At 69.7% G+C, this 23,392-nt stretch carries 22 protein-coding genes, 1 tRNA gene and 2 pseudogenes; 11 read left to right on the top strand and 14 right to left on the bottom strand.

Features of this window, described 5'->3' with window-relative positions:
• Positions 1 to 10 precede the first annotated feature (10 nt).
• Positions 11 to 661, bottom strand: coding sequence for a nucleotide exchange factor GrpE (gene grpE, locus IE136_RS05370; protein ID WP_158988396.1), 651 nt, complete (start codon positions 659 to 661; stop codon positions 11 to 13).
• A complete protein-coding gene (gene dnaK, locus IE136_RS05365; protein WP_158988397.1) occupies positions 661 to 2,514 on the bottom strand; it encodes a molecular chaperone DnaK in 1,854 nt (617 codons plus the stop codon). Before dnaK ends, grpE begins: the two co-directional genes overlap by 1 nt.
• Before the next feature lie 214 nt (positions 2,515 to 2,728).
• Here dnaK and IE136_RS05360 point away from each other — a divergent pair, with 214 nt between their 5' ends.
• The 3 genes from IE136_RS05360 (at position 2,729) to IE136_RS05350 (ending at position 6,643) form a co-directional block, all read left to right on the top strand.
• Positions 2,729 to 3,235: a sugar transferase gene (locus tag IE136_RS05360; RefSeq protein WP_189599668.1), complete on the top strand. Its 507-nt coding sequence runs from the start codon at positions 2,729 to 2,731 to the stop codon at positions 3,233 to 3,235.
• 143 nt (positions 3,236 to 3,378) lie between these two features.
• Entirely contained in the window at positions 3,379 to 5,637 is a 2,259-nt protein-coding gene (locus IE136_RS05355; protein ID WP_158988399.1) for a (Fe-S)-binding protein, read from the top strand.
• 166 nt (positions 5,638 to 5,803) lie between these two features.
• A complete protein-coding gene (locus IE136_RS05350) occupies positions 5,804 to 6,643 on the top strand; it encodes a Yip1 family protein (protein WP_158988400.1) in 840 nt (279 codons plus the stop codon).
• A 167-nt stretch (positions 6,644 to 6,810) separates the two neighbouring features.
• On the opposite strand, the gene IE136_RS05345 is transcribed toward IE136_RS05350, so the two are convergent.
• From IE136_RS05345 to IE136_RS35345, 3 genes are all read right to left on the bottom strand, one after another.
• A complete protein-coding gene (locus IE136_RS05345; RefSeq protein ID WP_158988401.1) occupies positions 6,811 to 7,308 on the bottom strand; it encodes a phosphoribosyltransferase in 498 nt (165 codons plus the stop codon).
• A gap of 13 nt (positions 7,309 to 7,321) precedes the next feature.
• Positions 7,322 to 7,897: a dCTP deaminase gene (gene dcd / locus IE136_RS05340; RefSeq protein ID WP_073811299.1), complete on the bottom strand. Its 576-nt coding sequence runs from the start codon at positions 7,895 to 7,897 to the stop codon at positions 7,322 to 7,324.
• 66 nt (positions 7,898 to 7,963) lie between these two features.
• Positions 7,964 to 8,149, bottom strand: coding sequence for a hypothetical protein (locus IE136_RS35345; RefSeq protein ID WP_158988402.1), 186 nt, complete (start codon positions 8,147 to 8,149; stop codon positions 7,964 to 7,966).
• Positions 8,150 to 8,302: 153 nt separating this feature from the next.
• Here IE136_RS35345 and IE136_RS05335 point away from each other — a divergent pair.
• Positions 8,303 to 8,373 (top strand) — tRNA-Gly (locus IE136_RS05335).
• A gap of 202 nt (positions 8,374 to 8,575) precedes the next feature.
• Positions 8,576 to 8,824 (top strand): hypothetical protein, encoded by a 249-nt coding sequence (locus tag IE136_RS05330; protein ID WP_189599667.1) that lies wholly within the window; start codon positions 8,576 to 8,578, stop codon positions 8,822 to 8,824.
• Between the two features lie 41 nt (positions 8,825 to 8,865).
• On the opposite strand, the gene IE136_RS05325 is transcribed toward IE136_RS05330, so the two are convergent.
• Positions 8,866 to 9,717 (bottom strand): DUF4253 domain-containing protein, encoded by an 852-nt coding sequence (locus tag IE136_RS05325; RefSeq protein ID WP_158988403.1) that lies wholly within the window; start codon positions 9,715 to 9,717, stop codon positions 8,866 to 8,868.
• A 556-nt stretch (positions 9,718 to 10,273) separates the two neighbouring features.
• Between IE136_RS05325 and IE136_RS35340 the strand changes: the two are divergent.
• A pseudogene (locus IE136_RS35340) lies at positions 10,274 to 10,618 on the top strand (transcriptional regulator); the annotation flags it as partial.
• A 14-nt stretch (positions 10,619 to 10,632) separates the two neighbouring features.
• A pseudogene (locus IE136_RS05320) lies at positions 10,633 to 11,290 on the top strand (nucleotidyl transferase AbiEii/AbiGii toxin family protein).
• A 628-nt stretch (positions 11,291 to 11,918) separates the two neighbouring features.
• On the opposite strand, the gene IE136_RS05315 reads toward IE136_RS05320, so the two are convergent.
• Both IE136_RS05315 and IE136_RS05310 read right to left on the bottom strand, forming a co-directional pair.
• Positions 11,919 to 13,181, bottom strand: a complete 1,263-nt coding sequence (locus tag IE136_RS05315) for a DUF418 domain-containing protein (protein WP_189599665.1) — start codon at positions 13,179 to 13,181, stop codon at positions 11,919 to 11,921.
• Positions 13,178 to 14,251: an alpha/beta hydrolase family protein gene (locus IE136_RS05310; RefSeq protein ID WP_189599663.1), complete on the bottom strand. Its 1,074-nt coding sequence runs from the start codon at positions 14,249 to 14,251 to the stop codon at positions 13,178 to 13,180. Before IE136_RS05310 ends, IE136_RS05315 begins: the two co-directional genes overlap by 4 nt.
• Before the next feature lie 107 nt (positions 14,252 to 14,358).
• Here IE136_RS05310 and IE136_RS05305 point away from each other — a divergent pair, with 107 nt between their 5' ends.
• Together IE136_RS05305 and IE136_RS05300 are read left to right on the top strand one after the other, a co-directional pair.
• Positions 14,359 to 15,003 carry a GNAT family N-acetyltransferase gene (locus IE136_RS05305; RefSeq protein WP_189599661.1) on the top strand — a complete coding sequence of 215 codons (645 nt, stop codon included), beginning with the start codon at positions 14,359 to 14,361 and terminating at the stop codon, positions 15,001 to 15,003.
• Positions 15,000 to 15,926, top strand: a complete 927-nt coding sequence (locus tag IE136_RS05300) for a PaaX family transcriptional regulator C-terminal domain-containing protein (protein ID WP_189599659.1) — start codon at positions 15,000 to 15,002, stop codon at positions 15,924 to 15,926. Before IE136_RS05305 ends, IE136_RS05300 begins: the two co-directional genes overlap by 4 nt.
• Before the next feature lie 381 nt (positions 15,927 to 16,307).
• Here the strand turns inward: IE136_RS05300 and IE136_RS05295 are convergent, their stop codons facing one another.
• The 4 genes from IE136_RS05295 to IE136_RS05280 all read right to left on the bottom strand — a co-directional run bounded on the left by IE136_RS05295 (position 16,308) and on the right by IE136_RS05280 (position 21,338).
• The gene (locus tag IE136_RS05295; RefSeq protein WP_189599657.1) at positions 16,308 to 18,680 is read right to left on the bottom strand and encodes a non-reducing end alpha-L-arabinofuranosidase family hydrolase; all 2,373 of its coding nucleotides are present in this window, start codon (positions 18,678 to 18,680) and stop codon (positions 16,308 to 16,310) included.
• Positions 18,677 to 18,832 (bottom strand): hypothetical protein, encoded by a 156-nt coding sequence (locus IE136_RS05290; protein ID WP_158988411.1) that lies wholly within the window; start codon positions 18,830 to 18,832, stop codon positions 18,677 to 18,679. Before IE136_RS05290 ends, IE136_RS05295 begins: the two co-directional genes overlap by 4 nt.
• Before the next feature lie 251 nt (positions 18,833 to 19,083).
• Positions 19,084 to 20,640 carry a sigma-70 family RNA polymerase sigma factor gene (locus tag IE136_RS05285; protein WP_189599656.1) on the bottom strand — a complete coding sequence of 519 codons (1,557 nt, stop codon included), beginning with the start codon at positions 20,638 to 20,640 and terminating at the stop codon, positions 19,084 to 19,086.
• Positions 20,641 to 20,996: 356 nt separating this feature from the next.
• Positions 20,997 to 21,338, bottom strand: a complete 342-nt coding sequence (locus IE136_RS05280) for an SRPBCC family protein (RefSeq protein WP_158988413.1) — start codon at positions 21,336 to 21,338, stop codon at positions 20,997 to 20,999.
• A gap of 20 nt (positions 21,339 to 21,358) precedes the next feature.
• Here IE136_RS05280 and IE136_RS05275 point away from each other — a divergent pair, with 20 nt between their 5' ends.
• Positions 21,359 to 21,502, top strand: coding sequence for an AraC family transcriptional regulator (locus tag IE136_RS05275; RefSeq protein WP_268247907.1), 144 nt, complete (start codon positions 21,359 to 21,361; stop codon positions 21,500 to 21,502).
• Between the two features lie 115 nt (positions 21,503 to 21,617).
• On the opposite strand, the gene IE136_RS05270 is transcribed toward IE136_RS05275, so the two are convergent.
• Positions 21,618 to 21,974: a PRC-barrel domain-containing protein gene (locus tag IE136_RS05270; RefSeq protein WP_158988414.1), complete on the bottom strand. Its 357-nt coding sequence runs from the start codon at positions 21,972 to 21,974 to the stop codon at positions 21,618 to 21,620.
• Complete coding sequence (locus tag IE136_RS05265) at positions 21,971 to 22,468, bottom strand: DUF5994 family protein (RefSeq protein ID WP_158988415.1); 498 nt, start codon at positions 22,466 to 22,468, stop codon at positions 21,971 to 21,973. Before IE136_RS05265 ends, IE136_RS05270 begins: the two co-directional genes overlap by 4 nt.
• A 303-nt stretch (positions 22,469 to 22,771) precedes the next feature.
• On the opposite strand from IE136_RS05265, the gene IE136_RS05260 reads away from it, so the two are divergent.
• Complete coding sequence (locus tag IE136_RS05260; protein WP_189599654.1) at positions 22,772 to 23,347, top strand: DUF5994 family protein; 576 nt, start codon at positions 22,772 to 22,774, stop codon at positions 23,345 to 23,347.
• The last annotated feature ends 45 nt before the right edge of the window (positions 23,348 to 23,392 follow it).

The following is a 23,392-nucleotide window of genomic DNA, read 5'->3' as shown; positions in this document are numbered from 1 at the left end:
GATCATTGCGTCACCCCTCCTCGGGGGCACCGCTCTCCTCGTCGGCCGACTTCTCTTCCTTCGCGGCCGGCGCCGCCCCGGGCTGGGGCTCGGCCACGGCCACGCGGGCGGGCCTGATGGTCCGCTCGCCGATGCGATACCCCGGCTGCAGAATCGCCACGCAGGTCGTCTCGGTGACGTCCGGCGCGTACGAGTGCATCAGGGCCTCGTGGATCGTCGGGTCGAAGGGCTCGCCCTCCTTGCCGAACTGCTGCAGTCCCATCTTGGCGACGACGGTCTCCAGCGATTCGGCCACCGACTTGAACCCGCCCACGAGTTCACCGTGCTCCCGGGCCCTGCCGACGTCGTCGAGCACCGGCAGGAGCTCGGTCAGGAGGGTCGCGACGGCGATCTCCTTGACCGTGACCCGGTCCCGCTCGACGCGGCGGCGGTAGTTCTGGTACTCGGCCTGGAGCCGCTGGAGGTCCGCGGTGCGCTCGGAGAGCGCGCTGCGGAGCTGGTCCAGCTGGGCCGTCAGACCGGCCGTCTGGCTTACGTCCCCGGCCGGGGCCGCCGGGCCCTCCTCCGTGGAGGGGGTCTCGGCGGCTTCGGCGGCGTCGTCAGGTTCGGCGCCGGAGGGGACGTCGGGCTTCTCCTCGAAGCCCGGGGTCTCCTCCGTCATCAGGCAGCGCCACCCTTCGCGTCGTTCGGCTTCTCGTCGTCGACGATCTCGGCGTCCACGACGTCGTCATCGGCCTTGGCCTCGGTGTGCGGGGCCTCGCCGCCGGCGGCCTGGGCCGCCTGAGCGTCGGCGTACATCGCCTGGCCGAGCTTCTGGGAGACGGCCGCGACCTTCTCGGTGGCGGTGCGGATCTCCGCGGTGTCGTCGCCCTTGAGCTTCTCCTTCAGCTCGGCGACGGCGGTCTCGACCTCGGTCTTGACCTCACCCGGGACCTTGTCCTCGTTGTCCTTGAGGAACTTCTCCGTCTGGTAGACGAGCTGCTCGCCCTGGTTGCGGGACTCGGCGGCCTCGCGGCGACGGTGGTCCTCGTCCGCGTACTGCTCGGCCTCCTGGCGCATCCGGTCGACCTCGTCCTTCGGCAGCGAGGAGCCGCCGGTGACGGTCATCTTCTGCTCCTTGCCCGTGCCGAGGTCCTTCGCGGTCACGTGCATGATGCCGTTGGCGTCGATGTCGAACGCGACCTCGATCTGCGGGACACCACGCGGGGCCGGCGGCAGACCGGTCAGCTCGAACATGCCGAGCTTCTTGTTGTACGCCGCGATCTCGCGCTCGCCCTGGTAGACCTGGATCTGGACCGACGGCTGGTTGTCCTCGGCCGTCGTGAAGATCTCCGAACGCTTCGTCGGGATCGTCGTGTTGCGCTCGATCAGCTTGGTCATGATGCCGCCCTTGGTCTCGATACCGAGGGACAGCGGGGTCACGTCGAGGAGCAGGACGTCCTTGACCTCACCCTTGAGGACACCGGCCTGCAGGGCGGCGCCGATGGCGACGACCTCGTCCGGGTTCACACCCTTGTTGGCCTCCTGGCCACCGGTCAGCTCCTTGACGAGCTCGGCGACGGCCGGCATACGGGTGGAGCCACCGACGAGAACGACGTGGTCGATCTCGGAGAGCTGGATGCCGGCGTCCTTGATGACGTTGTGGAACGGGGTCTTGCAGCGCTCGAGCAGGTCGGCGGTGAGCTGCTGGAACTGAGCCCGGGTGAGCTTCTCCTCCAGGTGCAGCGGGCCCTCGGCGGAGGCCGTGATGTACGGCAGGTTGATCGAGGTCTCCGTGGAGGACGACAGTTCGATCTTCGCCTTCTCCGCCGCCTCGCGCAGGCGCTGGAGGGCCATCTTGTCCTTGGCCAGGTCGACACCGTGGCCGTTCTGGAACTGCTTCACCAGGTAGTCGACGACGCGCTGGTCCCAGTCGTCACCACCGAGGTGGTTGTCACCGTTGGTGGCCTTCACCTCGACGACGCCGTCACCGATCTCCAGGAGGGACACGTCGAAGGTGCCGCCACCGAGGTCGAAGACGAGGATCGTCTGGTCGTCCTTGTCCAGGCCGTACGCCAGGGCGGCGGCGGTCGGCTCGTTGACGATGCGCAGGACGTTGAGGCCCGCGATCTCGCCGGCCTCCTTCGTCGCCTGACGCTCGGAGTCGTTGAAGTACGCCGGGACGGTGATGACCGCGTCGACGACCTTCTCGCCCAGGTACGCCTCGGCGTCGCGCTTCAGCTTCTGCAGGATGAAGGCGCTCATCTGCTGCGGGTTGAAGCTCTTGCCGTCGATGTCGATCTTCCAGTCGGTGCCCATGTGGCGCTTGACCGACCGGATGGTCCTGTCGACGTTGGTGACCGCCTGACGCTTGGCGACCTCGCCGACGAGCACCTCGCCGTTCTTCGCGAAAGCGACGACGGACGGCGTGGTCCTGGCGCCCTCGGCGTTGGTGATGACGGTGGGCTCGCCGCCTTCCAGAACGCTGACGACGGAGTTAGTCGTGCCCAGGTCGATGCCGACCGCACGTGCCATTTCGATTCCTCCAGCTGACCGACTTGAGTGGAACTCACTCAAGGATGCATGACGGGCAGCCGCGAGTCAACAGACATGAGCAGGGGTGACTCAACTCTTCGTCCTGGAGTTCACTCAAAGGAGGCCCTGGGGCGCGTCGCTCCCGGGCCCGGCGGGCCCCTCCGTGAGAGAGTCCGATACCTCCCGAATATCCCACGAAAGGGTGTGGGGCAGCATGACGGCCAAGCGCGCACTCGACCTCATCGGCGGACTGATCCTGCTGCTCGCCCTCTCCCCACTGTTCCCGGCCGTCACCCTGCTGATCGCACTGCGCCCGCAGGGCCTGGACGGCGTCCTGCGCCGCCGCGTCATGGCCGGCCGCGAGGGGCACCCCTTCCCGATACTGACCTTCCGCACACCCGGCCCGCTCGCCGCGCTGCCACTGCTGCTGCACGTCGTACGGGGTGAGATGTCGCTGGTGGGCCCGTGCCCCCTCGTACCGGACCACCGCGAGTGCGTGGGGGAGGCCCGCCGACGGCTGTCGGTACGCCCCGGCCTCACCGGCCTCTGGCAGATCAGCGGCCGTTCGGAGCTGCCGTGGGAGGAGCGCGAGCTGCTCGATCTCCACTATGTGGACCATCACTGGCTGGGGATGGATCTGGCCATCCTGGCGCGTACGCTTCCAGCAGTTCGCAGGCGTCGTGCGGCGGCGGGTGAGACCCGGCCGGCAAGGCTTGCCTGAGCGACACAGATCACCGCGGGCGCCGCTACAGCACGGAGCCGTGAAGCGGTAATCTCAGCACGGACTGAATAAGTTACCGCTTAGTAGTGCCACACTCGGCAGTGTCGGTACTCCGCCTCGCAGGCCCGCCCGAGGAGCCCCTCATGCAACTCGCCGCGATCATCGTGTCGATCGTCATCACGGTGGTGGCCGTCGCGCTGTTCGGCCGCGCCATCGCACAGATCTACCGCTTCGTGCGGCTCGGCCAGCCCGTACCCGCGGGCACGCGCACCGGCGACCCCACGCAGCGCACCATCACGCTGGTCAAGGAGTTCCTCGGCCACACCCGGATGAACCGCTGGGGCATCGTCGGCGTGGCGCACTGGTTCGTGGCGGTGGGCTTCTTCTCGCTGCTGCTCACGATCGTCAACGCCTTCGGCCAGCTCTTCCAGGCCGACTGGCTGATCCCGGTCATCGGTGACTGGCTGCCGTACGAGATCTTCACCGAGTTCCTCGGGCTGATGACCGTCCTCGGCATCCTGACCCTCATCGTGATCCGGCAGCTGAACCGGCCGGGCAAGGCGGACCGCAAGTCCCGCTTCGCCGGCTCCAAGACCGGCCAGGCGTACTTCGTCGAGGCCGTCATCCTGATCGTCGGCGTCTGCATCATGACGCTGCGCGCCCTGGAGGGCGCCCAGCACCACGTGACCAGCTGGGAGCCGGGCTTCTTCGCCTCGTACCCGCTGATCGCCGCCCTCGACGGGCTGAGCCTGAGCACGCTCCAGCACCTCACCTACTTCTTCGCGGCGCTCAAGATCGTCACGTCCTTCACCTGGATGATCACGGTCTCGCTCAACACCAACATGGGTGTCGCCTGGCACCGCTTCCTCGGCTTCCCGAACATCTGGTTCAAGCGGAACGCCGACGGCTCCACCGCGCTCGGCGCGCTCCAGCCGATGACGACCGCCGGCAAGGAGATCGACTGGGAGGACCCGGCCGAGGACGCCGTCTTCGGCGTCTCCCAGGTCGAGCAGTTCTCCTGGAAGGGCATCCTCGACTTCTCCACCTGCACCGAGTGCGGCCGCTGCCAGTCGCAGTGCCCCGCCTGGAACACGGGCAAGCCGCTCTCCCCCAAGCTCCTGATCATGTCGCTGCGCGACCACGCGCACGCCAAGGCCCCGTACCTGCTGGCCGGTGGCGGCAAGGACATGGAGGGCAACGAGAAGGCTTCGGCCGAGGCCCTGAAGGACGTGCCCGCCTCCGCGCTCGCCGAGGCCGAGCGCCCGCTGGTCGGCACGCTGGAGGAGAACGGCGTCATCGACCCGGACGTCCTGTGGTCCTGCACCACCTGCGGCGCCTGCGTCGAGCAGTGCCCGGTCGACATCGAGCACATCGACCACATCGTCGACATGCGCCGCTACCAGGTGATGATCGAGTCCGCCTTCCCGTCGGAGGCCGGCACGATGCTCAAGAACCTGGAGAAGAAGGGCAACCCCTGGGGTCTGGCCAAGAAGCAGCGCGTCGAGTGGACCAAGGAGGTCGACTTCGAGGTCCCGATCGTCGGCAAGGACGTCGAGGACCTCACCGAGGTCGACTACCTCTACTGGGTCGGTTGCGCCGGCGCCCTGGAGGACCGGGCCAAGAAGACCACCAAGGCCTTCGCCGAACTGCTGCACATGGCGGGCGTCAAGTTCGCGATCATGGGCGGCGAGGAGAAGTGCACCGGTGACTCGCCCCGCCGCCTGGGCAACGAGCCGCTGTTCCAGCAGCTGGGCGCCGAGAACGTCGCGATGCTGAACATGGCGTTCGGCGAGGACGACGAGGACGAGTCGACCAGGAAGCCGAAGTCGGCGAAGAAGATCGTCGCCACCTGCCCCCACTGCTTCAACACGATCGCGAACGAGTACCCGCAGCTGGGCGGCGAGTTCGAGGTCATCCACCACACCCAGCTGCTCCAGCACCTCATCGACGAGGGCAAGCTGATCCCGGTGACGCCGGTCGAGGGTCTGATCACGTACCACGACCCCTGCTACCTGGGCCGCCACAACAAGGTCTACACGCCCCCGCGCGAGATCATGTCGGCCGTCCCGGGCCTGCGTCAGCAGGAGATGCACCGCCACAAGGAGCGCGGCTTCTGCTGCGGCGCCGGCGGCGCGCGGATGTGGATGGAGGAGCGGATCGGCAAGCGCATCAACAACGAGCGCGTCGACGAGGCCCTGTCCCTCAACCCGGACATCGTCTCCACCGCCTGCCCGTTCTGCCTGGTCATGCTGACCGACTCGGTCAACGGCAAGAAGAACGAGGGCAAGGCCAAGGAGTCCGTGCAGGTCGTGGACGTGGCGCAGCTGCTGCTCGACTCGGTGAAGCAGCCGGTGGAGGAGCTGCCCGCGGAGCCGGCGGAGGAGCCGGAGCCCGCGCAGTAACACCCGTACGCAGAGGAAGGGCCGCCCCGCACGACCGCGGGGCGGCCCTTCCTCTTCTCCGTGGGCCGCGTCCGGGCCCCTGGCACCCCCTAGGGGATGTCACAGCTCAGTGGCAAGCTCGGCGGTGATTGAGCCCCTCACGGCGGGACGGGGTACGTTCGATGACGTGGCTGGATTCAGGAACGGACGCGGCCGGGACAACCGCCCCCCGCAACATCGACCGCAGCAGGCGCCGTACGGGTACAACGCGGCCCCGCCGCCCCACCCGCAGCAGCAGTGGCCCCCGCAGGCCCCGCAGGGCGGCGGCGGATACGGGGAGCCGGAGTACTTCGGGGACCCGCACGCGGCGCAGCAGCAACAGCACTACGCGGCGAACACTCCGGGGCACACGCAGATGTTCAGCGTGAACGACGACCCCTACGGCGACGCGGCGGCCTACCACGCCGCCCCCGCCGTCCCCACGGGCCCCCGGCTGCCCTGGAAGGCCCTCCTGAGCGGCATCGTGCTGCGCCCGGGGCCGACGTTCCTCCAGATGCGCGACCACGCCGTCTGGGGCCCCGCCCTGGTCGTCACCTTCCTCTACGGACTGCTCGCGATCTTCGGCTTCGACCAGGCGCGTGACGAGGCGATCAACGCGACCCTGTCGACGGCGATCCCGTACGTCCTGATGACGGGCGCCGGCTTCGTCGTCGGCGGCCTGATCCTGGGCGCCGTCACGCACACCCTGGCGCGCCAGCTGGGCGGCGACGGCTCCTGGCAGCCGACCGTGGGCCTGTCCATGCTGATCATGTCGATCACGGACGCGCCCCGCCTGATCTTCGCCATCTTCCTCGGCGGCGAGAACGCCCTGGTCCAGGTCCTCGGCTGGGTCACCTGGCTGGCGGCGGGCGTGCTGTTCACGGCCATGGTGAGCCGCTCCCACGACCTGCCGTGGCCGAAGGCGCTGGGCGCCTCGGCGATCCAGCTGATCGCGCTGCTGTCGATCATCAAGCTGGGCACGCTGTAGACCCGTACGTACGAGAGAGGCCCCCGCCGGACGACGGCGGGGGCCCTTCCCGTGCGCGCCCCGGGTACGTCCCACGACCGGAAGTACGGCGAGCTGGGTCACGTCATCAGCGCCCACGTGGGGCGCGGCGGAGGCCCGCCGGGACGCGCCGGGGCCGCTCGGAGCCGTCAGGCGTCGAGGATCTGCCCCTCGCGCTTCACCACGGGCGGCTCGACCGACCAGGGGAAGTTGATCCACTCGTCGGTCTTCTTCCACACGTACTCGCACTTCACGAGGGAGTGCGACTTCTCGTAGACGACGGCGGATCGGACCTCGGCGACGTGGTCGACGCAGAAGTCGTGGACCAGCTTGAGCGTCTTGCCGGTGTCGGCGACGTCGTCGGCGATCAGGACCTTCTTGTCGGAGAAGTCGATCGCGTTGGGCACGGGCGCCAGCATGACCGGCATCTCCAGCGTCGTACCGACGCCGGTGTAGAACTCCACGTTCACGAGGTGGATGTTCTTGCAGTCGAGCGCGTAGGCCAGACCGCCGGCGACGAAGACGCCGCCGCGGGCGATGGAGAGCACGATGTCGGGCTCGTAGCCGTCGTCGGCGATGGTCTGCGCGAGCTCGCGGATCGCGCGCCCGAAGCCCTCGTACGTCAGGTTCTCGCGTACTTCACTCATGACGACCGCCGCCTCACACCTGGGTCCGATGGAAGTTCAGGAACGAGCGGGAGGCCGTCGGCCCCCGCTGCCCCTGGTAGCGCGAGCCGTACCGCTCGCTGCCGTACGGGAACTCGGCGGGCGAGCTCAGCCGGAACATGCACAGCTGCCCGATCTTCATCCCCGGCCACAGCTTGATCGGCAACGTGGCGAGGTTCGACAGCTCCAGGGTCACGTGCCCGGAGAACCCGGGGTCGATGAACCCGGCGGTCGAGTGCGTGACGAGCCCGAGCCGGCCGAGGGAGCTCTTGCCCTCCAGGCGCGACGCGATGTCGTCGGGCAGCGTGATGACCTCGTACGTCGAGGCGAGCACGAACTCGCCCGGGTGGAGGATGAACGCCTCGTCGCCCTCCGGCTCGACCTCACGGGTCAGGTCGAGCTGCTCGACGGCGGGGTCGATGTGGGGGTAGCGGTGGTTCTCGAACACCCGGAAGAAGCGGTCAAGCCTCACGTCGATGCTCGAGGGCTGCACCATGGATTCGTCGTACGGGTCGATGCGCACCCGTCCGGCATCGATCTCGGCCCGGATGTCCTTGTCTGAGAGAAGCACGCCCCCACGATACGCAGAGGGCGCGGACCTCCCCCAATCGGGAAAGCTCCGCGCCCGGCTCCACCCTCAGCGCCCCTGCCGCTCAAGCTCCCCGGTCACGGGCACCGCCTGCCGCAGCCGCGCACACCGTGGACACCGGATGAGCCGCCCCGGCCCGATGCGCCCGGCCCCGAGCTGCTGCAGCGGGAACGACGCGGTACTGAACACGTGCCCTTCGGCACAGCGGACGACGGTGTGCTCCATCGAACCCATCAAGTCCCTTCCCCAACGAGCGTGACGAGACAGCCACATTAGGGGATCAACGGGACACCACTCCAGGCGGCACTCCGTCACAGGGAGGTACGCCACGACTTCACCATGCGGTACAGTGTCCTGGTCTGCGGTACGGATCACTCGACCGCTTACGCGGATGTAGTTTAATGGTAGAACATGAGCTTCCCAAGCTTATAGCGCGGGTTCGATTCCCGTCATCCGCTCTTGCATGAAGCCCCAGGTCAGCGACCTGGGGCTTCGTTGTTGTCCAGACCTGTTGGGGCGCATGCCATTCGCGTGCCATCAGGGATCTATTCAGGGTCGGCACGACGTAAGGAAGCAGCCCCGCCGACTTCGGGCTCCGAACCGATTGCCCTCGGCACCTGGCACGGTGTGGCATGGGGCATGGGGCATGGGGCATGGGGCATGAGCAGAATGGCGCAGGTCATCGTGCTGGCGCGATACGAGGACGAGGTGATGGAGCCGCTGACGCGACCGGACCAGGCCCGTAGTCGGCAAGGCTGCTTCATGCAGATCCCTTGGTTCGTCAGGGGCGGGCACATCGCCGGCCCGCCGTCTGACGTGGACCCCGGCTTCCTGGTCCGGACCGGCCTGGGCCGGGGAGAGGACCGGCACTCGCCCGAGCACGTGCAAGACCCGCGCTCGTCCTGGTGACCCGGCACCGGCCGGGCCCCTTCCGTCTTGAGCCGTCCGGCTCAGTCCCACCAGAGGGACCACATCGTCGAGCGGGCCATGCCGTCGCCGGTCTTGATCGCGTCCTGCACCGTGTCGCCGCAATAGGCAAGCAGCTCGGTAGTGGCCTGCGCGGCACCCCGTGGGTCCAGGGGCGGCCGGTCGACCACCAGCTCCAGGTAGGGGCCCGTGGCGAAGAACAGCTGTGCGCCCCACTGTTCCTGCCAGCGGCGCAGGAGAGCCGCGTCATCGAGGGGAGTCAGGCACCGGCCGCCGTGCCCGAACCAGTTCATGTTGTTGTACAGACGCGGGAGGAGTACGGGTACCTCGTAACCGCCCCGCGCGACCACGAAGTTGATCCATCGCATGCCGCTGTAGATGGCGCTGCCGTCAGTGGCCCACCGCGGCATTCCCAGCATCGCGCCCACCACCGCAGGACCGAGCAACGGTGCCAGGCGGTCGGGATCGTGGTCGTCCCGCCATCCCTCGAAGTCCTCGTCGTCGAAGGGAAGACCCGCGGTCGACCACCGGAAGCTGGAGACCACGACCGACGCGGCCCGGGCGTCGTGGTCCTGACGGACGGCCTCACCGACCGAACGCTCCCGCTCGGCCGCGTCGTGGCCGGCTTCGTCGTCGTAGGCGGCCTCCCCTTTCGGTGAGGCCGACGTGACATAGGGCCACCAGCCGGTCTGCCCGTGCCTGCGCCGCCCCGTCTCCCACACGTCCCGGGCCCGCTCCGAGGGCACGCGCACTCCGACGATGTCGACGCCCGTTTCCGTCACAGCCCGCGCGACCTCGGCCTCGGGCCACCACTCTCGCAGGAGAAGCAGGAGCTCATCGGCGGAAAGAGCGGGCGGGCGAAGGAACGACGTCATGAGCTCAGGACCCTAGAGGCCGTCGGCACAGACTGCGCCACCATTTTCCTCGGCGTGCGCGGACCGGGCGTCAGTCGAGGAGGACAGCCACAGATCCGCCGGCATCCCAGCGGCTGCGGAGGAACGTACCCCATCCGTGCCCATCAGGGCGGTGAACAGCGGTCGACACGGATGCCTCGAAGGCAGCCAGAGAAGCCGTTCCAACGGGTGTTTTCGCAGGTCAGTTGCCAGATGATCGAGACAGGTGGCGGTGATTCCCAAGCTTATGGCGCGGGTTCGATTACCGTCATCCGCTCCACGACAAAGCCCCAGGTCAGAGACCTGGGGCTTCTTTGTTGGCAGGCCAGTCTCGCCGTTCGTACACCTTTCACCCCCGCGAGACGGGGCACGCGGAGGGCATGGACACTGCGTTGTCTCGCCGGAGGTGTCGCATGAGCACTCTCACGTGCCCTTACGACGGCGTTACCGCTACTGCGGCCAGGTAGAAGCCCTGAGCCGGGTGTTACCTGTACCGGAATCAGGGGGCCGCCTCGCCCTCTTGCGGAATAATCAAGGCATGGCAGCCACGCCCAGCGTTCCCGAGCTCCGCCGCACCAGATTCGCCAGGCGGCTTCCCGCCACGCTCTCGGAGCTCGGCGGCCCCGCCCACGGCCACGTCGACCTTCCGCTGCACCTCGCGTGGTCCGGCCTGTCCCGGTTCGACCTGGACCAGCCCCGATTGCGGATGAGTTGCTATCGGATCGTGCTGGCCGAAGGGCAGCACGATGACCTGGTCCATTACCTGAACCGGGAACTGCTCGTCGCTATGTGGCCCGTCCTGCGGACACTGATCAGCCGGGACATCCGAGATGTCTGGGAGGACGCCTTCGACGAACTGACGCCCGACGCCCAGACTGCTGCGTCAATCTCACGGAACTGCACCGGCGGCTCCTCGCGGATGTCCTCGCCGTGGGCGATGTCTACCCGCTCGTGCTCACGGGTGGCTATGCCGTCCAGGCACATGGACTGGTCGACCGGCTCAGCAAGGACCTCGATGTCGCCACCGAGAACCCGGAACCGATGGAGAAGATCGCCGCCGCCGTGCGCGCCGGGCTGGAACAACGCGGCTGGCAGGTACGAGCGTTGGAAACCGACCCGCTGTCCGCGCGGCTGATCGTCACCGACACCTCCACCGGCGAGGAGTGCGAGGTCGATGTCCTCAAGGAAGCACTCTGGCGTCCGCCTGTGAAGACTCAGCACGGCTTGGTGCTTTCCCTGGAGGACGTGGTCGGCACGAAGGTTCGCGCACTGGCAGACCGGGGGCCTGGCGCGTGACCTGATCGACGTCCGAGCGGCAACGGATCACTGGAGTCACATCGAGCTCGAAGAGCTCGGCCGCCGCCACGCCCGTGACAGCTTCGACCTCTCCGACCTTCAGGCCCGGCTCGCCGGCGCGGACTGGATCGATGACACCGAATTCACGGCCTACGGACTCGACGACCAGCAGACCATCGAGCTGCGCCGGTGGGCTCAGGAGTGGGCCGATGACATCGCCGAGAGACTCCAGGAAGCGGAAAGCCCACCCGACGACTGATCACCGGGCATCGCACACGCGGAGCAAGCACCGCATCTCCGATGGAACTGGTCGTGCCCCAGCCGTGCCCTTCGAGGCGGTGAACAGCGGTCACCACAGGTATCGCCGAGCCGGCGAAAAGCGCCACGAAAGGACCCGTTTCCGCAGGTCAGACAGAGGGTGGCCAAGCTGGGCGTCGGTGATTCCCAATGCTCAGAGCGCGGGTTCGATTCCCGTCATCCGCTCTTCCACGAAGCCCCAGGTCGGAGACCTGGGGCTTCGTTCGTGTCCAAAGCCGGGCAGACCTGCTGCGACCGCCGCATGCCACGAGCTCCGAGGTGCCCCCTCATCGCGACCTCGACCCGGTGCCGCGAGGACAGTCGCCGCGTCCGCCACGGCCACGCCCTTCTCCAGCTCGGTCCGCAAGTGGCAGGCGGCCAACGGGCCGGGGAGGCCGTCATCGACGATCAGGTGGCCAGAGCGGCGGATGACGGCGGCGGCGCCGTCGAGGGGTGCGCGGCCATGCGGGCGAACGTGACGCCTCTTCACCGCCCGCCGAGGGCGGACGGGGCCGAGGAAGGCGGGACCGCCGGAACGTACGCTGTCCGAATCGCTCGGGGACGCGCCCCTGCCCGGCCGAGGCGCGCTGTCATGTCGCCTTCTCGGTCCGGCGCGGCTGCCGGGCCAGGGTGACCGCGCGCAGCACGTGCTCCACCGGCCCGTAGCGGTGCCGGGCCAGCCACCAGCGGCTGAAGACCGCTTGGGCGGCGAACAGCGCCAGGGCGGTGAGGACGGTACACGCGGGTGCGAGGCGGCCCACCAGCGCGGCGCCGAACCCCGTGAAGACGAAGGCCAGGACCAGGGACTGAGTGAGGTAGTTGGTCAGCGTCATGCGGCCCGCCGGAGCCAGGACCGCCGCCATCCGTCGGCCCCGCGGTCCGGTCAGCACCCGCAGCACCGTCGCGGCGTACGCGGCGGCCAGAAGCGGCGCGGTCATCACATTCACGGCCATCGCCACCAGCTGGTATGCCGTATCGGAGTGCCCCTGGGCAGCGTGCGCCCAGACCAAACCGCCGGCGATGCCGACGGGGAAACCGACCCACTGGAGGCGTCGCAGGAACGGCCCGTGGCCGGTGGGGTCGTTGAGTGTGCCGCGCTTGCCCGCCGCCAGGCCCAGCAGGAACGCGGCGAAGGCGGCCGGTGCCTGGAAGAAGGCCAGCATGAACACGACGTCGGGCAACTGCCGAAGGTGCGCGGCGATCACCGAGCCGGCGTCGCCGCGCAGTGCCTCGGTCGCCTGGCGGCCGTGTTCGGTGACGGTGGCGGTGTCGATCCCGCCGGTGCCTGCGACCGCCACGGCCAGCAGCAGGTAGCCGGCGGCGGTGAGGCAGAGCAGGACGACGGCGGTGCGCGCGGCGGTACGGGGCCTGATCCGGTGCAGGGCGAGCAGGACCAGCCCCAGCACCGCGTACGTGGTGAGGATGTCGCCGGGGAAGAGCAGGACGGCGTGGCAGAGGCCGAGGACGAACAGGCCCGCGCAGCGGCGCAGGAAGCGGGGCGGGAAGGCCGCGCCGTCACGGTCGGCGGAGGCCAGCTGGAGGGTGAAGCTGTAGCCGAAGAGGAAGGAGAACAGCAGGTAGAACTTGGCCTCGAAGAAGACCTCGGTGAGGAACCGGACCGTGCCGTCCAGGGCGGAGCCGAACGCGGGATCGGCGACACCGGTGCCCTGGTAGGCCGAGGCCATGTAGGTGATGTTGACGAGGAGGACGCCCAGCAGCGCGAAACCGCGCAGGGCATCCACGTCGCGTAAGCGGGACGAGGCCGTCGGCCCGGTGGCCGACCGGGCCGCGGGGCCCGTTGTGGCGTCGGCGCCGGCCCCTGCCGTGGCGCCCGCCGTGGGTCGAGTGGTCATCGCCTTGGTCCTTCGGTGTCGAGAGAGGACAGGAACTGCCGCTGGTCGGCCAGGAAGCCCTCGGCGAAAAGGGCTCGTGGCGCGCACAGCGCGGTCAGGGTCAGGCGCAGCGACGAACGCTCCACGTCGTGCCTCACCAGGCCGTGGGTGGCGTCGGGGTAGTGGGTGACGCGCAGTGACGGGGCGGGAAGCAGCCGGCGGTAGGCGGCCTCGGTGTCGGCGGTGTCCACGTTCACGTCGTGTCCGGCGAGCACCAGCAGGACGGGAACCCCGCGCAGGGCCGGCAGGTCGGCGCCGGCATCGGCGGTGTGGTTCTTGGAGACGAACCGCCAGCGGGCCGCGGTCATGCCCTGCGGGTCCCCGACGGCCCGCACGTACTCCTCGTACGTGGCACCCCGTCCGAGCAACCTCAGTCCGGTCTCGCGGTGGCGCAGGGCGGCGGCGACCTCCGCGTCGGAGGCGCCGTCGCGGCGCAGCTCGGCAATCAGGTTGTAGCGGCCCTGCCGGTGCCAGTTGACGGCGGGTGAGACGGCGATGGCGAACCGGATCCGACCGTCTTTGGCGGCGATCTTGGGGAGCACCCAGCCGGCCTGGCTGGCGCCCCACAAGCCGATCCGGCGGCCGTCGACGTCCGGCCGCTGCCGGGCCCAGGCGATCGCGTCGGCGGCCTCCTGCGCCCGGTCCTCCATGGTCTGGTCGAGCCAGTCACCCGGCGCTCCGCCCACGCCCGGCTTGTTCCAGGACAGCGAGGCGTACCCGGCCCGGGCGAATGCCTCCCACATCGGCCGGTAGAAGCCGTCGTGCGTTGCGTCCACCGGGCCGTCCCCGTGGGCGACGACCACCAGGGGGAAGGGTCCCTTCCCCCGCTTGGGCAGGGCCAGCACAGCGTGCAGGGTCCGGCCGCCGTACCGCACGGTCACCGCCTCTTCTCGCAGGTCATAGGTGTTCTGCCAGACCACCAGCCCGCCCAGGCCGGCTGCCACGACCGCCAGAGCCACCAGGGCCGCGAGCGCGACTCGCGCCGCCCGGCGGCGGCACGCCGAGGTCTTGCGTTGCGGTTTCGTCGCCACTCGTTCTCCAAAACGTTCGAATCAAAAACGCTCGTTTTCATTTCGACCGTACTATGTTCATACGTAGAATGCGAGGGAGAACGCACGGAGGAGCACACGGAGGAGTCATGGACGCAGCGACAGTCATCCGGCGTGGCGTGCCCCGGTGTGCCGAGGAGCGGGTCGCCGAGCTGTACTGGGAGGCCTTCGGCCGCAAGCTCGGGGCCGCCCTTGGCCCGGCCGAGCACGGCCGCGCCTTCATCGCCCGCCACATCCACCACGACCGCGCCGCCGTCGCGCTCGCCCCCGGCAGCGGCCACGTCGTGGGCGTAGCCGGCTATCACCTCGGCGGACGCGGCCTGATCGGCGGCGGGGCACACGACGTGCTCTCCAGTTACGGACTCTTCAACGGCCTGCCGCGGCTCGCCGTGCTGGCGCTCCTCGAACGCACCCCGGAGCCGGGGGAACTCGTCATGGACGGCATCGCCGTCGACCCCGCCCACCGCGGCGCGGGCATCGGCGGTCTGCTGCTGACGGAGATCGCTGCCGTAGCCGCCGAACACGGCAGCACCCGGGTCCGCCTGGACGTCATCGACGTCAACCCGCGCGCCCGCGCCCTGTACGAGCGGCACGGTTTCACCGCCGTACGCACCGAACGGACCCCGTACCTCCGGGCCCTGATGGGCTTCGGCGCCGTGACTACGATGCATCGCGCCGTCCCGGACCACCCGGGCGGCGGCGCACCCGGCGACACCTTGGAGCAGCAGCGATGACCAGCAGGCCCGCGAGCGCCCCCGCGGCGGAGCCCGCCACGCCCGAGATCAGCACCCGGACCCTGGTGTTCGCCCTCCTCCGCGAGGACGGCACCGTCGACGCCGGCGAGTTGTACGCCGTCGCCGGAACCCTCGGCATGACCGATCAGCAGGTCCGGCTCTGCCTCAAACGGCTCGTCGCCGAGGGCCGGTTCACCCAGGAGGGGCGAGGGCGCAAGGCCGTACTGCGCGCCACCGCCGACGCGACCGGCGCCGCCGCACCGGACGTGGAGTACGTCCGCCACGCCTACCGGCAGGACCAGGGGCTCGCCCCCTGGGACGGGACCTGGCACCTGTTCGCCTTCGCCATCCCCGAGACCTCGCGGCAGGCCCGCGACACCCTGCGCGACACCCTCCTCCGCCTCGGCGCGGCCCCCCTCCAAGGCGGGCTCTACGTCAGCGCCAACGACATCGGCGAGATCGTCGAAGCCCACGCCCGCCACCTGGGCGTCCTGCCCTCCCTCACCCGCCTCACCAGCCGCGACCTGCGGGTCGGGGACGAGGCCGCCCCGGCCCGGCTGGCCGCCCTTCTCTGGCCGCTCCACCAGATCGCGGACCGCCACGAGGCGCTCGCCGCCCTCGCCACGGCCCGCCTGGCCCGGCTGTCCGGCACGGACCGACCCACGGACACCGAGCGCCTGACGTACGCGATCGAGCTGGCGGCATCCTTCACCACCGCCATGGAACCCGACCCTCTGCTGCCCCCCGAACTGCTCCCCCAGCCCTGGCCCGGCAGCCGCGCCCGCACCCTGGCCGCACAGTGCTGGGAAGCCCTCGCCGCCGGGACCGGCCGGGATCCCGGCCGCCTGCGCCTGTTCCGCCTCTACGACGGCGCCATCCTCACCCCGACACCTCCCACCGCCCCTCCGCCCCCGCGTTCCTGAGGTGAGGACAGGAGCAGGCAGTCATGGTCGCGTCGCGGCGGGCACGGGCCATGCCGACTCGATGGCCGTGCCACAACGTGCCGGTAGCGGCGGTGGCGGCGCCCCCTTCGCCCCAGGAAGAGGAGCCCCCGGGCCCTTCCCCGCGTACCACTCGACACGCCCCGCAGCTCGGCCTGCTCCTCCGGACACCTCGGGCCGTAGGGGCCGGGAAGCCCGTCAGCCAGGATGAGGGTCCGCAAGAAGAGGAACCCCAGCCGACGAACGGCTGGGGTTCCTCGAGGCGGTGAATACCGGTCAGCAGGTGGAGCAGCCCGTGCCGTGGACCGCTCGTCTCCGCGCCGGCAGGCCGCCCCGAATCGCGATCACCGTGGATCGGGCAGGTCAGCGCTGCAGGGTGAGGACACCCGGCCGGTACGGCAGTCGGTCGTAGGGGCCGCCCGCGGTGGGGGACTTGCCCTGATAGAGGAACTGCAGGTTGCAGGGGTCGATGGTCATGGTCTGGTCGGGGTTGTTGCGGACCAGGTCACCGTGGCTGATGTCGTTGGTCCAGGTGGCACCGCTGTTGGCCTTGCCCGCGAAGGGGCTGCTCTCGCTGTCGGCCTGCGGGGTCCACGAACCGCTCAGGCTGGAGGCCGTGAACGAGCGGAAGTAGCGCCCGTTCGCCCCCTTCGCCTCGACGATCATGAGGTACTGCTGCCGGCCCTGGACCTTGTAGACCTGGGGGGCCTCGAACAGCTTGGCCTCCGTATCGCTCATGACCGTCGTGTACGACGAGCCGAAGTTGCCCGGGAAGTTCCCGATCGGCATGCTCGCACGGTAGATCTTGCCGTTGTCACCGGCGAAGAACAGGTACATGTTCTGGTCGTCGGCGATCAGGGTCTGGTCGATCGGGCCGGTTGGGGAGTCGGTGCGGGGAATGCTGCCGGTGAACAGCGGCTGCGGCGCGGACCAGCCGTTGGGGTCGGTGGGGTCGCTCGACGTGCGGTAGATGAAGGGCCACTGACCCCACTGGTACGCGAGGACCCAGATCTTCTTGGGCGCGAAGTAGAGCAGCGTGGGCGCGACCGCGGGCTGGTTCATCGCCTTCTGTCCGGCGGACGCCATGTCCGACCAGTTGGTGAAGGGGCTGAACGTCATCGAGCCGTACTTCGATCCGTTGAAGTTCGACCCGTAGACCAGGTGCTTGCCGTTGTGCACCACGTTGGTGAAGTCCTTCAGCGAGGCCCACCCGTTCGCAGGCTGCGCCAGGGCGCCCGTCGAATTCCACTTGTACGCCGACGGAAGCGCGCACGCGCCGCCGCCCGACCCGGAGGGGGCGGCCCACTTCTGGTTGCTGCCGGACCAGCAGGAGTGCAGCTGGATCTTGGTGCCGTCGGCGGTGGCCGCGCCGACGGCGTCGAGGCACAGCCCGGACTGGACACCGGCGATCGTGCCGTCGGTGTTGATGTTCCACTGCTGGTTGGTGCCGCCGTTGCAGTCCCAGATGACCACCGCGGTGCCGTTGGTGGTGCCCTTGCTCCTGGCGTCCAGGCACTTGTCGCCGTGGATCTTCAGCTGCTTGCCGGCGGTGTAGGTCCAGCGCTGGTTGGCCTGTCCGCTGCAGGTCCACAGCTGCGCCTGGGTGCCGTTGGCGGTGGTGGAGGCGGGGATGTCGACACAGCGGCCGGAGGCCACGCCCTTGATCTCCCCCGTACCAGCACCGGCACCGTCGGACGGCTTGCTCGGGGTGGTACCCGAGCCGGAGCTGAGGGCGTTCATGACGGCGGTGTACGCGGGCTTGGGGTTGCCGTTGTTGTCGAACAGCAGCGGGCTTTCACCGCTTCGCCAGGAGTCGCTGTCACGGACGCCCCACACCGTGATGCCGGTGCACCGGGCCACGGACAGGCAGGCTTTGACCGCGTCGGCGTAGTGGGTGGGCGATGCCTTGGCGATGTCCAGCTCGGTGATCTGGACGTCGACGCCCAGGGCGGCGAAGTTGGCCAGGGTGGTCTTGAAGCTCGCCGGCGGGCCCCCCGCTCCGAAGTGGCTCTGGAGCCCGACGCAGTCGATGGGCACGCCGCGGGACTTGAAGTCCTTGACCATTCTGTAGACGCCCTGGGTCTTGGCGTCCGACCAGTTCTCGATGTTGTAGTCGTTGTAACAGAGCTTGGCCGAGGAGTCGGCCGCACGGGCGGTGCGGAACGCTTCCTCGATGAAGCCGTTGCCCAGGACCTTCTGGAACACCGAGCTGCGGAGCTGGCCGCCGGGGCCGTCGGCGAATGCCTCGTTGACCACGTCCCACGCGTAGATCTTGCCCTTGAAATGGGTCATCGTGGTGGTGATGTGGCCGTTCATCACGCTGCGCAGCGTGTTCGCGTCGCCGATCGATCCGACCCAGGCCGGGAGCTGCGAGTGCCAGACCGTGGTGTGGCCGCGCACGCGCTGGCCGTTCTCCTTCGCGTGGCTGACGATCCGGTCGGCGGGGCCGAAGTTGAAATTGCCGCGGGACGGCTGGACGGCGTCCCACTTCATCTCGTTCTCCGGGGTGATCATGTTGAATTCCCGGTCCAGGATCGTGGCGTACGTCGAGTCGCCGAGCCTGCCGGCGGCCACAGCGGTGCCGAAGTACCTGCCCGACGGGGCCGCCTGCGTACCCAGGGCCGCGGCTCCGGCGGAGCTGGGGAGGAGCGTCACGACACCGGCCACCAGCGCCGCGGCCGCCAGTCCTGTCGTCAGTGTTCGGCGACGCCGGCTGAGCCGGTGCAGGCCCTTCATGATTCTCCTCGGAGGTCGCGGGTCACCCTGGGTTCCGTGATCGTGCGCGCATCGGCCGGTACGGCCTGATCCGCCGCGGCGTGGGTGCGGTGCAGGACGTGGAGCCGTTCCTGCGTACCGGTCGCCCGGGGGTCGTGGGTGTGTCGCGTCATGGGAAAGGCTTTCTTCAGGGGACAGGCCAACGGGGGGAAGTCGAGGAACCCGCCACGCCGACACGTCATGAGCGGCGGGAAGAGCACCCCCCGAAGTGGAGGCCGCCGAACTCACGGCCTCGTAACAGAAAAGTCGCCCCGTCCGGCCGATCGCTCAGTGATGCATCTCGCAGGCAAAAAGCGTTATGCCGAGCCCCGCGGTCTGGTCGTCCCCGTGGAAAGGGCGCGCCGCCCTGATCAAGGAGCGGTTCTCAAGCCCAGGCTCTGCGCATGATGAAGGAAGCCTGGCCGGCGAAGGCCCGAGTGCCGTCGGAGCCATCGAGCCAGACGCCACCGTCGCGGTGGCGGAGGACCGATCCGGGATAGTTGTGCGCGTGCAGGGTTACCGACCCGGCGACCGCCCCGGGGTTCGGACAGAAGGTGGCGTCTTCCCGGAACAGTTCGCTGCCGTCGTTGGTGCTCAGCCGTAACCGCAGGTCACGATGGCGCAGGTAGCGGCCGTCGGCGGCGCGGAAGGTGACGCACCCGGTGTCGGCCAGCCCCCGGATGACCGTGAAGGTGACCCGCTGCCGTGTCTGCGCGCCACTGGACGCGGAGACTCGGCCGAGCGTCGCGAAGTCGCCGGCATACGTGAGGTACAGGGCGGGCTCGTCCACGGACTCCAGCGACTGGGGGCCCAGCGGAACAGTGCCGACGACGGCGGACGGACTCACCGGGGACGGTTCGGCCGACGTGGTGGTGCGCGACGGGACCGGCGTGGGGTTGCCGACCGTGGGAGCGGCGACGACGCCGGGCACCCGATGCGCCGGTTCGGGCCAGGTCGCGTAGGTGGCGGTCCCGGCGATGAGCACCGCGCCGGTGGTGAGGCTCACCAGCGGATGAGCGGTCACCGCGTGGAGTTTGCCGATCAGCGCGCTGTGCAGACCGCCGCCCCCCGTCGCCGCCGCCGTGCCGACGGTGACGTGTGCCGTGGCCAGTCCGGCCGCGCTCGCGGCCGTCCCCGACAGCAACCCCTTGGCGGCCAGCGCGGCGACGAGTGCGGCCGGGACGGCCAGCGGCGCGAGGCTGAGGAGCAGCAGTTCGGCCGGAACCCGTTCTGTCGTCGTCGCCATGCAGAGCGGGCAGTCGCGGGTGTGCCGCGCGATCCGCTTGCGCCACACCGATGTACGGAGGCCGTCCCAGCCGGCGACGGTCTCGTCCAGCTGCGGACAGCGCGGGTCGGCTTCCAGCGCGGCGACGATCGTCCGGCTCAGTTCCAGCTGCTCGCGCATGCGTTGCAGGCGCACTCCGACGTGGGCGACGGTGAGCCCCGTCGCGGCGGCGATGTCGTCACGGCTCAGCAAGCCGGCGCTCTCCTGCCACCACAGCGACAGCAGCATCCGATGGTCCGGGTCGAGCCACCGGCCGGCTTCGACAACCCGACGGCGCTCGTCCGACACGTGCAGACGCAGGATCGTCGCGTCCACAGGTTCGGCGCCGGCATCCGGTATCTGGCGTGCCTCGTCGATGACCGTGGTCCGGTCGGCGAAGGCGCGTTGCCGGTGCCAGTGGTTATTGATCTGACGGAGCGTGATCGACACCAGCCAGGACCGGAAGCTCTCCGGGGCACGCAGGGCAGGCAGGTCGCGCACCACGCGCAGCAGGGTCTCCTGGACGACGTCGTCGACGTCGGCATGTCCGCTCAGCGCTCGCCCGACGATGTTGTAGAGCAACGGCAGGTACGCGGCGATCAGCTCCTCGCGCGCCCGATCGTCACCGGCCTGCGCCGCGGCGACCAGCCCAGCGTGGTCCGCATCCATGAGCCCCATTCCAACCTCCCTCAGGGGAGCGATCCGCCGAGTACGGCGCCGCACCTTAGCGTCGGCAAGGGTATGCGGCCAAAGCCCGTGCCTTGGATCCCTGGACCGGCCCGCCCGCGCCTAGTTGGACGGCCCGGTGTCCCGCGTGGGGGCTCGTCGGTGGTGTTCCACGGCCGAGTCCCACAGATCACCTGGGTGCGTTCGGGTAGCCGGCGGCCGACTCGCGGAGGGCTGTCAGCGCGGTTCGGCAGGCGACAGGCTCCGCCCCCACCGAGAGGGATCTCGGCCGGCCAGCCCTCCGAGGTCGACCTGCCCCGCCGGGCCGGACCGGGGCACGCTCTCGGCCCGGCCCCTGTAGAGGGCCTCTACCCGTCCGTCGGGACCGGCGTGGCCCTCAGCGTCTCCTGCATGATGCGCACGCCCTGATCGGCCATCTCGCCGATGGGGCCGGCAAGTTCGTCGGGCGTCACGTCGATCGTCCAGAGGAACCGGCTGCGCCCGTCGATGCCGGCGAGGACCTGCATCGAGGCGTGATGGTGCTTCGGCGCCATCGAGCCGCCGACCACCGCGTAGGCCACCCGGCGGGCCGTGTCGTCGATGTCGACGATCAGCTCGTGCACGACGACACCGTTCGCGAAGGTCACGATCCTGGTGTCCGTCTCCATGCGGGTGTCCGTGACGAAGCCCGGCACCAGACGTCGGTGCACGGCTCCGACCTCGCGACCGTCTGGACGCGGGCGAAGACAGCCTCGCCGGCCTCGCGGCCGACCTGGGCTTCTCCGACCAGGCCCATCTCTGCCGGACCATGCGCCAGTACCTCGGCCACACACCAACGGCACTGCGGCGGCTCCTCGCCCCGCGGTCGCCCTGAGGTCGTGTCCGTAAAGTCACGCCTGGCCCGGCGGGCAGACGGCGCTACTTTCCGGCCACGACCGTGGGCATCACCCGCGTGTGTCATACGGGCCGGCTGCTCAGCGGTCGCCGGCTCAGCGTCGGGCCAGTTGGCGTTCGCCGTTCGCCCCCGGCTGGTAGGCGAGGCCGTAGTGCCGGAAGACGGCTTCCTCGTCCTCGACGGGCAGGACGTCGTCGGTGCCGATCGAAGGGCACCGTTTCACCAGCGCCTTGTCGTGGGCGACCTGCACATAACCCGGCCCCACCATCGCCCCCTCCAGGGGTACGAACACCAGGCGACGACGGCCCGGCAGGCCGACGCGGACCGTGGCCATGGCCGGCTCATCGGTACGGGTGTCGACGTACACCGCCTCCAGCTCACCGATCGCGCGACCCCGCGGGTCCACCACGTTCTGGGTGCGCCACTCCCGTATGTCCGCCGTCCGGATCATTCCGACTCCTCAGGGCCTGTCGTCAGTGGGGGAAGCGCGGCGACGAGGATCTCGGCGGCATGCGTGACGTTCTCCGCGTGGACCGCACGGGCCATGGCCGTACGCGCGGCCTCCGGCGCCGTGTCCGGCGGCACCACCATCAGCGCGAAGTGGTCGTTCTCGCCGCGAGTGATCAGGACGGTGTCGTCGCCGACGGGGAACGAGTCGAGGTGCACGACCCGTTCGTCGACGACCAGACGGGTCGGTACGCCGTTCCAGGCGGAGGCGTCCAGACCGACCCGGGTGATGGGCCCGAGATGCTCGGTCAGGACGGCGACCAGCGGCGGAAGCTCCTGCTCCACGTCACGTGTGCGGGGCCACCACGCCCCGTCGAGGACACCCTGCCGGGATCGCGCCGTCTCCAGGCGCAGCAGAGCCGTACCGGGCCGCACCGCCTTGTGGATCGCGTCCGGCAGAAGCATCGGGCGGGTGTGGGGGACATCGGAGTCGGCCATGGTCGGGATCCGTCCACCGGGGAGCTGCCACGTCCGGCACCGGACGGGGGTCCGGCCGCCGCGACGGGGCGGCAATGCCGTCGCTTCACGGTAACCCCCACGCCCGTACGCCCGCTCGTCCTGGCATCGGCTTCCGGCGCGGCCGGGAGGATCGCGGGCAATGCCCCGCGCAAGAACGGGGTCGGCCGGACGTACAGTGGAGTTACCGGGAGTATTTCGCACATCGGCCCTCATGCGGGTGTCATTTCCGGGGATCACGAAGAACCGGGCTGCCGACAGGCGGCCCGGGGGCAGGTCCGCACCATGACCACCACCCTCGACAGGGCCGCGACCCGCGCCCTCGCTCCGGGACTTCCGGCGCGCTTGTCCCTCACCCGGAAGACCACTCTCGCCGGTCAGCTCGACGGCGCATGGTGGCCCTCTTCACGCGACCTCGCGGCCGAACTGCCGGCCCTGGTCGACGCGCTCGAGGGGCACTGGGGACGTATCACCCGCGTCGCGGTGAATCCCGACCGGTGGCCCGTCGTCCCCCGCAAGGTCACAGCCACCGGCCACACCGTCCACGTGGGCTGGTTCACCGAGCAGGACCCCGACAAGATCATCCTGCTCGCCTACACGACCGGCCGCTGGGACCTGCTGGTGATTCCGCCCGAAACCGAACCCGCCTCCGCTGCGCGGCTGATGACCGCCGCCGCGATCCCCGGGAGCGTGCTGAAGGCCACCGGGCTGCTGGCGGCGGACGATGTCGTACGCCGCGCCGCCGACGCGCACCGCCGGGAGGACGACTGGGAGACCGAGGGCGGCGCGGGTACGGCCCCCGTCGGGCACCCGACCGGTCAAAGGTCCGCCGGTCGCCCCCGCACCTCTGCCGGACGGTGAGAACCATGGAGACCCTGATCCTCATCGCGGCGATCATTGTCATGA

It is taken from the genome of Streptomyces lateritius (assembly GCF_014649715.1).
Classification (GTDB): Bacteria; Actinomycetota; Actinomycetes; order Streptomycetales; family Streptomycetaceae; genus Streptomyces; species Streptomyces lateritius.
This window is presented reverse-complemented; position numbering and strand designations above follow the sequence as displayed.

Coding starts and splice junctions, on each gene's coding strand:
- IE136_RS05295 (WP_189599657.1), bottom strand. CDS start 18,680: ATGAAGGGCCTGCACCGGCTCAGCCGGCGTCGCCGAACACTGACGACA.
- IE136_RS05305 (WP_189599661.1), top strand. CDS start 14,359: ATGGACGCAGCGACAGTCATCCGGCGTGGCGTGCCCCGGTGTGCCGAG.
- IE136_RS35345 (WP_158988402.1), bottom strand. CDS start 8,149: ATGGGTTCGATGGAGCACACCGTCGTCCGCTGTGCCGAAGGGCACGTG.
- dnaK (WP_158988397.1), bottom strand. CDS start 2,514: ATGGCACGTGCGGTCGGCATCGACCTGGGCACGACTAACTCCGTCGTC.
- IE136_RS05330 (WP_189599667.1), top strand. CDS start 8,576: ATGAGCAGAATGGCGCAGGTCATCGTGCTGGCGCGATACGAGGACGAG.
- IE136_RS05270 (WP_158988414.1), bottom strand. CDS start 21,974: ATGATCCGGACGGCGGACATACGGGAGTGGCGCACCCAGAACGTGGTG.
- IE136_RS05345 (WP_158988401.1), bottom strand. CDS start 7,308: ATGAGTGAAGTACGCGAGAACCTGACGTACGAGGGCTTCGGGCGCGCG.
- IE136_RS05325 (WP_158988403.1), bottom strand. CDS start 9,717: ATGACGTCGTTCCTTCGCCCGCCCGCTCTTTCCGCCGATGAGCTCCTG.
- IE136_RS05355 (WP_158988399.1), top strand. CDS start 3,379: ATGCAACTCGCCGCGATCATCGTGTCGATCGTCATCACGGTGGTGGCC.
- IE136_RS05265 (WP_158988415.1), bottom strand. CDS start 22,468: ATGGCCGACTCCGATGTCCCCCACACCCGCCCGATGCTTCTGCCGGAC.
- IE136_RS05360 (WP_189599668.1), top strand. CDS start 2,729: ATGACGGCCAAGCGCGCACTCGACCTCATCGGCGGACTGATCCTGCTG.
- grpE (WP_158988396.1), bottom strand. CDS start 661: ATGACGGAGGAGACCCCGGGCTTCGAGGAGAAGCCCGACGTCCCCTCC.
- IE136_RS05300 (WP_189599659.1), top strand. CDS start 15,000: ATGACCAGCAGGCCCGCGAGCGCCCCCGCGGCGGAGCCCGCCACGCCC.
- IE136_RS05260 (WP_189599654.1), top strand. CDS start 22,772: ATGACCACCACCCTCGACAGGGCCGCGACCCGCGCCCTCGCTCCGGGA.
- IE136_RS05290 (WP_158988411.1), bottom strand. CDS start 18,832: ATGACGCGACACACCCACGACCCCCGGGCGACCGGTACGCAGGAACGG.
- IE136_RS05285 (WP_189599656.1), bottom strand. CDS start 20,640: ATGGGGCTCATGGATGCGGACCACGCTGGGCTGGTCGCCGCGGCGCAG.
- IE136_RS05315 (WP_189599665.1), bottom strand. CDS start 13,181: ATGACCACTCGACCCACGGCGGGCGCCACGGCAGGGGCCGGCGCCGAC.